The organism is Pseudomonas fluorescens, from assembly GCF_902497745.1.
Classification (GTDB): domain Bacteria; phylum Pseudomonadota; class Gammaproteobacteria; order Pseudomonadales; family Pseudomonadaceae; genus Aquipseudomonas; species Aquipseudomonas fluorescens_BM.
In genome coordinates, this window is sequence record NZ_CABVHJ010000010.1 from 212183 (window position 1) to 224860 (window position 12678).

Below are 12678 nucleotides of genomic sequence, written 5' to 3' on the forward strand. Positions count from 1 at the left end.
TTCGCCCTCATTTACAGGAATTAAAATGAGCGAAAGCTTTGCGGAACTCTTTGAAGAAAGCCTAAAAACCCTGAACCTTCAGGCAGGCTCCATCATCACCGGTGTTATCGTTGATATCGATTACCAGGCTCGCTGGGTAACCGTTCACGCTGGCCTGAAGTCTGAAGCACTCATCCCGCTTGAGCAGTTCTACAACGACGCTGGCGATCTGACTATCAATGTCGGTGACGAAGTTCACGTTGCTCTGGACTCGGTTGAAGACGGTTTCGGTGAAACCAAGCTGTCCCGTGAAAAAGCCAAGCGCGCCGAGTGCTGGATCGTTCTGGAAGCAGCATTCGCAGCTGAGGAAGTGGTCAAGGGCGTTATCAACGGTAAGGTTAAAGGCGGCTTCACTGTCGACGTTAACGGCATCCGTGCGTTCCTGCCAGGTTCCCTGGTTGACGTCCGTCCAGTGCGCGACACCACGCACCTGGAAGGCAAAGAGCTGGAATTCAAGGTCATCAAGCTGGACCAGAAGCGCAACAACGTTGTCGTTTCCCGTCGCAGCGTCCTGGAAGCCGAGAACTCCGCCGAGCGTGAAGCTCTGCTGGAATCCCTGCAGGAAGGCCAGCAAGTCAAAGGTATCGTCAAAAACCTCACCGATTACGGCGCATTCGTCGATCTGGGTGGCGTGGACGGCCTGCTGCACATCACCGACATGGCCTGGAAGCGCATCAAGCATCCTTCCGAGATCGTCAACGTTGGTGACGAAATCGACGTCAAGGTTCTGAAATACGATCGCGAACGCAACCGTGTTTCCCTGGGCCTGAAGCAACTGGGCGAAGATCCATGGGTTGCTATCAAAGCCCGTTACCCAGAAAGCACTCGCGTTACCGCTCGTGTAACCAACCTGACCGACTACGGCTGCTTCGCTGAGCTGGAAGAAGGCGTTGAAGGTCTGGTACACGTTTCGGAAATGGACTGGACCAACAAGAACATCCACCCTTCGAAAGTCGTACAAGTCGGCGACGAAGTGGAAGTTATGGTTCTGGACATCGACGAAGAGCGTCGTCGTATCTCCTTGGGCATCAAGCAGTGCAAATCTAACCCATGGGAAGATTTCTCTGGCCAGTTCAACAAGGGCGATAAAATCTCCGGCACCATCAAGTCGATCACCGATTTCGGTATCTTCATTGGTCTGGACGGCGGCATCGACGGTCTGGTTCACCTGTCCGACATCTCCTGGAACGAAGTTGGCGAAGAAGCTGTTCGTCGTTTCAAGAAGGGCGACGAGCTGGACACCGTTATCCTGTCGGTTGACCCAGAGCGCGAGCGTATCTCCCTGGGTATCAAGCAACTGGAAAGCGATCCGTTCTCCGAGTACGTCTCGGTTAACGACAAAGGCGCAATCGTTACTGGCACCGTGAAAGAAGTTGACGCCAAAGGCGCCATCATCGTTCTGGCCGACGATATCGAAGCGACTCTGAAAGCCTCCGAAATCAGCCGTGACCGCGTTGAAGACGCGCGCAACGTTCTGAAAGAAGGCCAGCAAGTAGAAGCCAAGATCATCAGCGTTGATCGCAAGAGCCGCGTAATTCAGCTGTCGATCAAGTCGAAAGACGATGCTGAAGAGAAAGAAGCTATCCAGAGCCTGAACTCGGTTCAGGACGCTCCAGCCGATACCACTATGGCTGCTCTGCTGAAGCAAGCAATGGCCAAACAGAACTAAGTTCTGCTTGATCATGAAAAAGGGCGACTTCGGTCGCCCTTTTTTGTGCCTGCGATTTGGTGTTCACGGCTTGCATGAGGGTTTTGGTGAAACCAATCCGCCTTCCGGGTGGTCTGTTTCTTTAATCGGATCAATCGCCTATTCACGACTAAGCTTGGTCTTAAGCGTGTAGTCGTCGGGCAGTTGCCTGGCATAAGGAAGTGGATGAACAAGTTTATTGTCCTCATGGCTGTGTTGTTTTTGGCTGGCTGTACGACCAGTGCCAAAACTCATGCGGTGCGTGGCGTCAGTGGTATAGAGGTCGACTGCTCTGGGTTGGGCTCTGCCTGGGAGAAATGCCAGAAGCGCGCGGCAAAGGAGTGCAAGGGCGCGGGCTACAAAGTGATCACGCGATCGGATGATGCCAAGGATGAAGATGAGTTTCCTTTTGGCTTCAATCCGGCGGGCTATGTGACGCGAACCATGCTGGTCATATGCCGTTAAGCGACTGTGCCCTGATTGTTGCTGCGATGCCCTGAAAATGGGCGTTTCGACGCGGTGGAAGATATGTCAATCCCTGGGCTGTTCAAAATCTTCCGGGCGTGCTAAAACCTTTCAAGCGCTGATCTAGCTGCTTGAAAAAGAAGGGAAAAATATGACGAAGTCGGAGTTGATCGAACGAATTGTCACCCATCAAGGGCTGCTCTCATCCAAGGATGTGGAGCTGGCCATCAAGACCATGCTTGAGCAAATGTCCCAGTGTCTCGCCACCGGTGATCGCATCGAGATCCGTGGGTTTGGCAGTTTCTCCCTGCACTACCGTGCGCCGCGCGTTGGCCGCAATCCAAAGACAGGTCAGTCCGTCAGTCTTGACGGTAAGTTCGTTCCGCATTTCAAACCGGGTAAAGAATTGCGTGATCGGGTGAATGAGGAAGAGGAGGAGGGGGTTTGACAGTCGCTATCTCTCAAGGGGTTGCTCATGCGTAACCTCAAGCGCATATTTCTCGGCGTTTTTATTCTTTTACTGATTTTGGTGATTCTGGCTTTTGTGCTCGAGAACCAGCAATCGGTATCGTTATTGTTTCTGGGTTTGTCTGGTCCGCAGTTACCGGTTTCACTTGTTGTGGTTTTGGCGTTGCTCATCGGCATGCTGATTGGGCCGGTGCTTGGCTGGTTTCTGGGACGTTCGTCTCGAGCGGCACGCAAGCGCCTCGTCTGAACGCAACAGGTGCGGGCATCTGTCGAATTGCGTCTCTGGCCGTTTATATCCATTAGTAAAACGTTCGTTAAGCTGTAAAATGCAACCCTTGTTCGACAATGCATATGCTGCATGTCGATTTAGACTGACTCTGACGGAATCCATCATGTCTGATGGCTTCTGCATTCATGGATTAGACAGCGCTCTTTGATGGCGCTGTCCGCAGCTCAAGGGTATGGTTTAGCGTGAAAATTCTAGTTACCGGCGGCGCCGGGTTTATTGGCTCGGCAGTCATCCGTCACATCATTTCCAATACAACCGACTCTGTTGTTAACGTCGATAAGCTGACTTACGCCGGTAACTTGGAGTCCCTGGCCGAAGTGAGTCATAATTCGCGTTATGAGTTTGAGCGCGTTGATATCTGCGATCGTGATCAAATCGACCGTGTTCTGCGTGAGCATCAACCGGATGCGATCATGCACCTCGCCGCTGAATCTCACGTCGATCGTTCTATTTCTGGTCCTTCGGAGTTCATCCAGACCAACATTATCGGCACGTACACCTTGCTGGAAGCTGCGCGCCACTACTGGTCGACGCTGGATGATGTACGTAAAGCCAGCTTCCGCTTTCACCACATTTCGACTGATGAGGTTTACGGCGACCTGGAAGGGCCGGAAGATCTCTTCACGGAAACCACTCCGTATCAACCAAGTTCGCCTTATTCAGCCAGCAAAGCCAGTTCCGATCACTTGGTTCGTGCTTGGGCCCGTACCTATGGTTTGCCAACCCTGGTAACCAACTGTTCCAACAACTACGGCCCATGCCATTTTCCTGAGAAGCTGATTCCTCTGATCATTCTCAATGCGCTGGAAGGCAAGGCACTGCCGGTTTACGGAAAAGGTAATCAGGTGCGTGACTGGCTCTATGTAGAGGACCACGCCCGTGCGTTGTACAAAGTCGTCACTGAAGGTGTGATCGGTGAGACCTACAACATTGGTGGTCATAATGAGAAACAAAACATCGAAGTCGTGAACACTCTCTGTGCGCTGCTCGATGAATTGCGTCCGGATTCCGCACACCGTCCACACGCCAGTCTGATTACTTACGTCCAGGATCGTCCTGGCCATGATCAGCGCTATGCAATCGACGCAAGCAAGATTCAGCGTGAGCTCGATTGGACCCCTGAGGAAACCTTTGAGACCGGTATTCGCAAGACGGTCGAGTGGTACCTGAATAATACTGAGTGGGTTGAGCACGTGAAGAGCGGGAGCTACCAACAGTGGATTGATCAGAATTATAGCGATCGCTCGAAGAAAACATGAAAGTTCTTTTACTGGGAAAAAACGGTCAGGTGGGTTGGGAGCTCCAGCGCTCCCTGGCGTTGCTGGGGGAGTTGATTGCTCTTGGTCGAGGTGTTTCAGAAGAAGGTCTCAGGGGTGACTTGACAGATCTCGACGCACTTCGCGCAACTATTCGTCATGTCAAGCCTGATGTGATTGTGAATGCGGCTGCGTACAATGGGGTAGATAAAGCTGAATCCGACGGCGATCTGGCTTTCCTGGTAAATGCTCAGGCGAGCAAGGTCATGGCTGAAGAGGCGAAATCGTTGGATGCCCTCTTGGTCCACTACTCTACAGATTACGTGTTCAGCGGTGAGGGTGTAAGCCCGTGGCGAGAGGGCGACATTGCCGTACCCGTTAATCAGTATGGACTCAGCAAGCTTGAGGGGGAGCGAGCTATTGTTGCGTCTGGTTGTAGGCATCTGATTTTTCGGACAAGTTGGGTCTACTCGACTTGGGGGAACAACTTCGCAAAAACCATGCTGCGGCTTGCCAGGGAACGAGAGAGTCTCAGTGTGATTTTTGATCAGGTTGGGGCTCCCACGGGAAGCGACTTGATTGCGGATGTGACCGCGCATGCCATTCTGCAGGTGCAAAAGTCCCCGCAATTATGTGGTGTTTACCATTTGGTTGCGGCTGGTGAAGTTTCATGGCACGGCTATGCTTCTCATGTCATTGATTTTGCGCGTAGCCGTGGTGAGTCTTTCACGGTGAAAGATGTGGAACCTATTGAGTCGTCTGCTTACCCGACACTAGCTCGACGACCTTTGAACTCGCGTTTGAGTACCGATAAACTGCGGAATAATTTTTCCCTGCACTTGCCGGATTGGCAGAGTGGCGTAAACAGAATGCTTATGGAAGTCTTCAACAAATGATTAATATCAAACGTAAGGGAATTATCCTGGCTGGTGGTTCGGGAACTCGTTTGCACCCACTCACACTGGGTCTGTCAAAGCAAATGTTGCCGATCTACGACAAGCCGATGATTTTCTATCCGCTCTCCGTGCTGATGCTCGCAGGAATGCGTGAGATCCTTATCATTTCTACGCCTGATGATCTTCCAAGTTTCCGTAAGTTGTTGGGGGATGGAAGCCGCTACGGTATTGAACTCACCTACGCTGTACAGCCTAGTCCGGATGGTCTGGCGCAGGCATTCATCATTGGTGAGGAGTTCATCGGCAACGATCCGTGCTGTCTGATTCTGGGTGACAACATCTTTTATGGTCAGCACTTTTCGGACAATTTGCGCTCGGCTTGCAATCAGGAGCATGGCGCGACCGTTTTTGGTTATCACGTATCCGATCCTGAGCGCTTTGGTGTGGTTGAGTTTGATGCGTCCGGGCGTGCGTTGAGTATTGAAGAGAAACCTCTCAAGCCCAAGTCAAGCTACGCCGTTACCGGTTTATACTTTTACGACAATCAGGTTGTCGATATTGCCAAGGGTATCAAGCCTTCGGAGCGTGGTGAGCTGGAAATTACCGACGTCAACAGGGCTTATCTCGAGCAGAAGACTCTTAATGTGGAGATGCTCGGTCGAGGCTTTGCGTGGCTGGATACTGGAACTCACGATTCTCTTCTTGAGGCGAGCCATTTCGTTCATACCATTGAGCACCGGCAGGGGCTGAAAGTAGCGTGTCTCGAAGAGATCGCTTACACCAATGGCTGGATTACTGACGAACAGTTGGCTGTCCAGGCTGAAGCGCTAAAGAAAACCGGCTACGGTCAGTACCTTAAGAAACTGTTGGACTCGGGCGGCTCTCTCTAAGTTTGAGAAGGTGACTTTCAGTTCAGCGTTTAATGTGCAAGCAGGAATGGCATGCCAGTAAAACATCCAAGGGTTGCGGTTTTACTGGCTGCCTACAATGGAATGCAATGGATCGAGGAGCAAGTGGACTCGATTCTCAATCAGTCTGCAGTTGATGTGACGCTATTCATTAGCATCGACCCTTCTAGTGACGGTTCCGCAGACTGGTGTGAGGCCTGTGCTATCAGGAATCAACGAGTCATCATACTTCCTGATGTCGGGCGCTTTGGCGGTGCTTCGCGGAACTTTTTCCGGTTGCTACGCGATGTCAATATTGATGCTTACGATTTCGTTGCCTTTGCAGATCAAGACGATATCTGGAACACGGACAAGTTGCATCGTGCGACACTGTCTCTCGAGTCGCGCCATTTTGACGCGTACTCCAGTAATGTGATGGCCTTTTGGCCAGACGGCAAGACAGTGCTTTTGGATAAAGCTCAGCCCCAAGTGAAGTGGGATTTCCTGTTTGAGGCAGCTGGGCCGGGCTGCACTTATGTGATCAGCAATCGTTTGGCTGTTTCGTTGAGGGAATCGATCGTCGTCAACTGGGATCAGCTGCAAGATGTAAGTCTGCATGATTGGTATTTTTATGCATACGCGCGCAGTCGTGGTTACTTGTGGTACATCGATGCGAAACCATCGATGCAATACCGTCAGCACGAGTATAACCAGGTCGGCGCCAACACTGGATTGAAGGCGTTATTTGCCCGGTATAAATCAATTCGTGACGGGTGGTGGTTCAATCAGGTACTGCTCATCGCGAAACTCGTCGATCATCAAGCCGTATGGCTAAGATCTCCCGGCTCAAGTTTGCATCGGGGGCAGTTAATAAAGTTGTCCTTCCGGGCTTGGCAGTGCCGGCGGCGTGTTCGTGACAAGTTATTTTTCTTTGTTGTCTGTTGGGTTGCTGCGATGACAGGAGTCAAGACTGGATGACGTCCCCCAAAATTCTGGTTACAGGGAGCAGTGGCTTCGTTGGCGAGGCGCTGATTTTCCGTATTTTGATGGATAAGCGCTTCACACCTATTGCTGCAACTCGCAAAGCTACGAAGCTGCTGGGGTTATGTCACGTAGTCCCGTTTGATTTGCGTACGCCACGAAGCATTCCCGCGCTGGCGGATATTAGCGTTATTATCCATTGCGCAGCGCGTGTGCATGTAATGAATGAAACGGCCGTCGATGCGTTGAGCGAGTTCCGCAAGGTCAATGTTGACGGTACTTTGAGGCTGGCGACCCAAGCGGCGGAATACGGGGTCAAGAGATTTGTCTTTGTCAGCTCGGTTAAAGTAAATGGCGAGAGCACCTCGCCGGGAAAGCCATTTGCAGCAAGTGACACTCCCGCTCCAGTTGACCCTTATGGCGTTTCCAAGTGTGAGGCAGAAGAAGGACTCCGGCGCATTTCCAGCAGGACTGGTATGGAAGTTGTAATTGTCCGTCCTCCGCTTGTTTATGGTCCAGGTGTCAAAGCCAACTTTGAAAGTATGTTGCGCTGGCTGAGTAAGGGCGTTCCTATGCCGTTGGGTGCCATTCATAATAAGCGAAGCCTGGTAGCAGTCGACAATCTTGTGGACCTCCTTATAACGTGCATTGACCATCCGGCAGCAGCAAATCAAACCTTTATGGTCAGCGATGGCGAGGATTTGTCTACAACTCAAATGCTACGTCGGCTATCCAGTGCTTTAGGCAAAAAGAGTCTATTGTTGCCGCTGCCGAGAGGGCTTTTGATTCTGGTTGGGCGCTTGATGGGGAAGAAAGCTCTTGCTCAGCGTCTTTGTGAGTCACTTCAAGTGGACATGCGCGACACGTGCGATCGACTGGACTGGCATCCTCCTGTAACCGTGAACAAAGCCATGCGTGCGACCGCAGTGCACTTTCAGGAATATAAATCAAAATGATTTTTGGATGGTTGCTGTTTGGAGTTTATGCGGCAAGCTGGTTTTTGACACTTGTCTTGCGCCGATATGCTTTACGCAAAAGCCTGATGGACATTCCTAATGAGCGAAGTTCTCATACGACTCCCACACCTCGCGGAGGTGGAGTAGCCATTGTCGTGTCGTTTGCTCTGGCGTTGCCTTTGTTGGTAAGCATGGGGTTGTTAAGGGCGTCCGATTTATATGGCTTACTTGGTTCCGGTTTGATTGTCGCTATGATTGGGTTCGCAGATGATCATGGCCACATCGCGGCCGGATGGCGTCTGCTTAGCCACTTCCTGGCATCTTTTTGGGCGCTGTTCTGGCTGGGTGGTTTGCCGCCCGTAGCGATACTCGACACCACGCTTGATATCGCATGGATCGGCTGCATCTTGGGTGCCGTTTACTTTGTCTGGATGCTCAATCTCTACAATTTTATGGATGGAATTGACGGTTTGGCCAGTGCAGAGGCAGTAAGTGTGTGTCTGGGAATGTGCCTGGTTTATTGGTTTAGTGGTGATGCGGAACTGATATTTGCTCCATTGCTTCTGGCTGCGGCTGTTACAGGCTTCCTCTGCTGGAATTTTCCCCCAGCGCGGATTTTTATGGGCGATGCGGGAAGCGGATTCCTCGGTATCGTGTTGGCGTTTATGTCGCTTGCGGCGACATGGGTTAATCCAGTGTTGATTTGGTGTTGGCTGATTTTACTGGGGGGGTTCGTCGTGGATGCGACCTGGACGTTAGGTAGAAGAGTTTTGCGTGGCGAAAAAGTCTATCAGGCTCATCGTAATCACGCGTATCAGCACGCCTCCCGGATTTATGCCAGCCATAAAATCGTCACCCTAGGCACTATTACCTTGAACGTGTTTTGGCTGTTACCCGTAGCGTTGGCAGTGGCGACCGGGCATTTAGCCGGGATTACGGGATTGGCTATAGCCTATATACCATTGATAATGCTGTGCTTGTACTTCAAGGGTGGATCCACGTGTATTGGAGACTGATCGCAGCATCTCTGGTTAGCGTGGGTTTTGATGACCTTAGATCGCGATTGGTGTGCTGGCTCTAAAGCTCCGTTGAAGGGTACGCAGTATGGGTATCAGGTTTCAATGGATCGCTCCATGCTGGTATGCTCTCAACACGCTGGTTTTTGTTGAGCGTCTAAAGTGGTGGCGTTTCGCCAGTGATTTTCGACGCTCGACTGGGAGGCTACAGTAGGCCGATTCTTCAACGTTTAGTGGGTGGGAGTAACGAAGCTTGGTTTGTTTAAATGAAAATTACTAACCGGTCTGAATGGCAGATATTTCTGTCAAAGGAAAAAAATGGTTTGTCGCCCGTAGCAAGATGGCCGACTGCTTTTAAAAAGCGAATGTTTTGACCTTTGGTCTCGGATAAGTATCGTGTTCATTACTTTTTTTAAAGAGCTTTATCAATTTCGCTTGGTGCTGAAACAGTTGATCTGGCAGCAGCTAACGATGCGTTATAGAAGGACTGCATTGGGTTTCTTTTGGACGCTATTGAATCCGTTGTTGACAATGGTAGTGACGGCAGTCGTTTTCTCAATGATCATGAGATGGCCGCTAAAGACTTTTGCTATATTTTTGTTCTCTGGACTGGTTCCCTATACTCTATTTTCGAACTGTTTGTCGCAAGGCATGCAGGCACTTCTGAATAATGAGTCTTTGATCAAAAAGATTCATATACCCAAACAGATATTTGTTGTTTCGGTGTCGATAAGTTTGTTGGTGGATGCTGTATTCAGTACGATATGTCTTTTCATAATCGCACTGGCGATCGGGGCGCCCTTCACTGCTTCACTGTTTATATTGCCAATAAACTTTTTACTGTTGTTCGGGTTCGCTGTCGGGCTGGCGTTGATGTTGAGTATTGCGACCGTATCTTTTCGTGATTTACCCAACATAGTTTCGGTTTTGCTTCAGGCTCTTTATTACCTCACGCCTATTATTTATCCGATGTCTTTCGTGCCGGACACGTATAAATTCTGGCTGGAACTCAACCCGCTGACGTTGTTTGTCGAAATTTTCAGGTTGCCGCTTTATGAAGGTGGTATGGCTTCGCTTGAAGTTTATGGCAAGGTTGCTTTAATGGCAGTAATTAGCATGATTTTGGGTATTTATGTATTCAAAAAACATGACCGATACGTCGTCTTCAAATTGTGATCAATATGAACTCAAGTATTTCGATAAAAGATCTTAGTCTTAATTTTCGCTTGTATCACGACAAGGGGCAGTCGCTTAAGGAGTTCTTCGCTGGCATGTTGCGTCGGCGAGGGAAATCTAAATATACCGAGTTTTGTGCGCTGAAGAATATCAATCTTGACATAGCGCACGGCGACAGGATTGGCATCGTCGGGCACAATGGAGCGGGAAAGAGTACGCTTCTGAAAACAATTTGTGGTATTTACTGCGCGACTGAAGGCATCGTTGAAGTAAACGGGCGCATTGCACCGCTGCTGGAAATTGGTGCTGGTTTCAATATTGAATTGAGTGGTCGGGAAAATATCTATTTAAATGGTGCGATTCTTGGCTATAGCAAAGCTATGCTCAAGAGTATTGAGCCAGAAATTATCGAGTTTACCGGCCTTGCTGAATTTATCGATACCCCTGTCAAATATTACTCGACAGGTATGTACATGCGTCTTGCTTTCGCGATCGCTACAGCCGTTCATCCGGATATCCTAATACTGGATGAGCTGTTTGCTGGTGGCGATGCAGAATTTATCGACAAGGCGCTAGCGCGCATGCATGAATTTATCGATAAGTCGAGTATAATGGTTTTTGTATCGCACCAGCCAGATCTGCTGCGAAGGCTCTGTAACAGGGTAATTTGGATCGATCACGGCAGCATCGTCGCTGATGGTGAGCCGGATATGGTTATAAACAATTATTTGACAAATCGTTTGGGGTGATATTGTGGCAGTTCAATTATTTGTTCCGAATTTCCGAGTTGATGAATGTTTGGAAGGGATTCGTGAGTGCCTTGAGAAAGGCTGGACTGGGCTTGGGTTTAAGACAATCGAGATTGAAGAGTCCTGGAAGAAATATACAGGTCTGCCACATGCTCACTTTCTGAGTTCGAATACTGTCGGCCTGCACTTGGCTTTTCATCAAATGAAGCTGAAATACGGCTGGGATGAAGACACTGAAGTCATCACTACTCCGTTGACTTTTATTTCAACTAACCATGCAATTGTGCAGGCAGGGTTGAAGCCGGTTTTTGCGGATGTTGATGAGTCTCTCTGCCTGGATCCAGTTGATGTAGAGAAAAAAATTACAGAAAGAACCAAAGCACTCATTTTTGTTGGTCTAGGCGGTAACGTTGGCCAGTACGACAAAGTCCTGAAGCTTTGTAAAGAACGTGGGATCAAGGTTGTCCTTGACGCCGCGCATATGTCGGGTACTCGCGTTAATGGCCAGCACGTTGGTCACGATGCCGATGTTACAGTTTTTAGTTTTCAGGCTGTAAAGAACCTCGCCACTGCGGACTCGGGAATGATCTGCTTCGCTGATGCGGAAGATGATGCTCGCGCACGTAAGTTGACTTGGCTGGGCATCAATAAAGATACATTTGCACGTACCGCCAGCCAAGGCGCATACAAGTGGATGTACGATGTTGAAGAGTTGGGGTTTAAATATCATGGCAACTCTATCATGGCTGCGATGGGGCTCGTATCTCTAAAGTATCTGGATCGTGATAACGCGTATCGTCGTCAACTGGCTGATTGGTATGAAGAAGCGATCAAAGGCGATAAATTGATCCGTACTATCCCGATCGCATCGGGTTGTGAATCATCCCGCCATCTGTTCCAGGTTCGCGTCGCCAAACGTGATGAGGTTTTGATGGCTTTGAATGAGTGCGAAATTTATCCGGGTGTTCACTATCGCGATAATACCGAATACAAGCTTTATGGATTTGGTGCCGGCACTTGCCCTGTAGCTCACCAAATTAGTAAGGAAGTGATCTCTTTGCCTATGCACATGGGGATTACTAAAAATGATGTAGAGTTTATCGTCGAGAAGCTCAAGGGTATCGTAAAAATCGGATCGGATAAGTAATTTCTGATTTTCTTCGTCCATGATTGCGGTCATGGGCGAAGCGTTCTTAAATTTTTTTGAACGAGCGGTTTTGGTTTTTTATTGTCTCATTAAGTTTCACTTTTTTAGTTTTGTATGTTTTTGGGAGTGGCACGACAAAGTTTTTAGTGTTGAACTTCTAAGTAACGGTTTTAGTTAGTGGTGGTTTTCATTTCGTATTGCTCGGCGAAAGCTGTTCGTAATATTTAACTATATAAAAATGGATGTGCTATGTCGTTCAGTAAGATAAACTTTTGGATCGAGGGTGATATTTCGACAACGAGAATAATATCACGTCTGCTGAATGATGTGGTTGGTCGGGGAAACTGCAATACCAAACTGGTTCGCTCATTGGATTGGAAAACCTTGACTAGCGGTTCGAATATTTTTTGTCGAGTTAGCGATCCTTCCTATTACTGGCTGCCTGCATATCTTAAAAAGAATGGAATTCCATATGCTTATTATTTGGATGATAACTTCTGGAAAATAACAGGTACAGGTCAGCTGGCACGCTATTATCAAGCGCCTGAAGTTGTAAGGTCGTTAGATGAGTTCGTTCGTGGCGCGGAGTTTGTTATCACGCATACCCAGGTTATGGCGGATTTTATTACCGATCGTTTTCCTGGTGTTAAGTGTGAAGTACTGCCC

14 protein-coding genes are annotated in these 12678 nt (G+C 49.3%); all 14 read left to right on the plus strand.

Going from position 1 to position 12678, the window contains the following annotated elements; genetic code table 11:
- The first annotated feature begins 25 nt into the window (after positions 1–25).
- A complete protein-coding gene (rpsA, locus tag F8N44_RS17590) occupies positions 26–1708 on the plus strand; it encodes a 30S ribosomal protein S1 (RefSeq protein ID WP_150651166.1) in 1683 nt (560 codons plus the stop codon).
- Positions 1709–1912: 204 nt separating this feature from the next.
- The gene (locus F8N44_RS17595; RefSeq protein WP_150651167.1) at positions 1913–2191 is read left to right on the plus strand and encodes a hypothetical protein; all 279 of its coding nucleotides are present in this window, start codon (positions 1913–1915) and stop codon (positions 2189–2191) included.
- Between the two features lie 151 nt (positions 2192–2342).
- A complete protein-coding gene (gene ihfB / locus F8N44_RS17600; RefSeq protein ID WP_003189779.1) occupies positions 2343–2639 on the plus strand; it encodes an integration host factor subunit beta in 297 nt (98 codons plus the stop codon).
- A 27-nt stretch (positions 2640–2666) separates the two neighbouring features.
- Positions 2667–2906 carry a lipopolysaccharide assembly protein LapA domain-containing protein gene (locus tag F8N44_RS17605; protein WP_150651168.1) on the plus strand — a complete coding sequence of 80 codons (240 nt, stop codon included), beginning with the start codon at positions 2667–2669 and terminating at the stop codon, positions 2904–2906.
- Positions 2907–3130: 224 nt separating this feature from the next.
- Positions 3131–4207: a dTDP-glucose 4,6-dehydratase gene (gene rfbB / locus F8N44_RS17610; protein WP_150651169.1), complete on the plus strand. Its 1077-nt coding sequence runs from the start codon at positions 3131–3133 to the stop codon at positions 4205–4207.
- The gene (rfbD, locus tag F8N44_RS17615) at positions 4204–5100 is read left to right on the plus strand and encodes a dTDP-4-dehydrorhamnose reductase (protein WP_150651170.1); all 897 of its coding nucleotides are present in this window, start codon (positions 4204–4206) and stop codon (positions 5098–5100) included. The genes rfbB and rfbD overlap by 4 nt, the downstream gene beginning before the upstream one ends.
- On the plus strand, positions 5097–5990 hold the full coding sequence (gene rfbA / locus F8N44_RS17620; protein WP_150651171.1) for a glucose-1-phosphate thymidylyltransferase RfbA: 894 nt from the start codon (positions 5097–5099) through the stop codon (positions 5988–5990). Before rfbD ends, rfbA begins: the two co-directional genes overlap by 4 nt.
- Before the next feature lie 51 nt (positions 5991–6041).
- The gene (locus F8N44_RS17625; protein ID WP_150651172.1) at positions 6042–6965 is read left to right on the plus strand and encodes a glycosyltransferase; all 924 of its coding nucleotides are present in this window, start codon (positions 6042–6044) and stop codon (positions 6963–6965) included.
- Positions 6962–7924 carry a UDP-glucose 4-epimerase family protein gene (locus tag F8N44_RS17630; protein WP_150651173.1) on the plus strand — a complete coding sequence of 321 codons (963 nt, stop codon included), beginning with the start codon at positions 6962–6964 and terminating at the stop codon, positions 7922–7924. Before F8N44_RS17625 ends, F8N44_RS17630 begins: the two co-directional genes overlap by 4 nt.
- Positions 7921–8940, plus strand: coding sequence for an MraY family glycosyltransferase (locus F8N44_RS17635; RefSeq protein WP_150651174.1), 1020 nt, complete (start codon positions 7921–7923; stop codon positions 8938–8940). The genes F8N44_RS17630 and F8N44_RS17635 overlap by 4 nt, the downstream gene beginning before the upstream one ends.
- A 396-nt stretch (positions 8941–9336) precedes the next feature.
- Positions 9337–10116 (plus strand): ABC transporter permease, encoded by a 780-nt coding sequence (locus tag F8N44_RS17640; protein ID WP_150651175.1) that lies wholly within the window; start codon positions 9337–9339, stop codon positions 10114–10116.
- Between the two features lie 5 nt (positions 10117–10121).
- Positions 10122–10865 carry an ABC transporter ATP-binding protein gene (locus tag F8N44_RS17645; protein ID WP_191630906.1) on the plus strand — a complete coding sequence of 248 codons (744 nt, stop codon included), beginning with the start codon at positions 10122–10124 and terminating at the stop codon, positions 10863–10865.
- Positions 10866–10869: 4 nt separating this feature from the next.
- Positions 10870–12012: a DegT/DnrJ/EryC1/StrS family aminotransferase gene (locus F8N44_RS17650; RefSeq protein WP_150651177.1), complete on the plus strand. Its 1143-nt coding sequence runs from the start codon at positions 10870–10872 to the stop codon at positions 12010–12012.
- Between the two features lie 249 nt (positions 12013–12261).
- The coding region (locus tag F8N44_RS31365) for a hypothetical protein (RefSeq protein ID WP_224794783.1) at positions 12262–12678 on the plus strand (417 nt) is incomplete at its 3' end.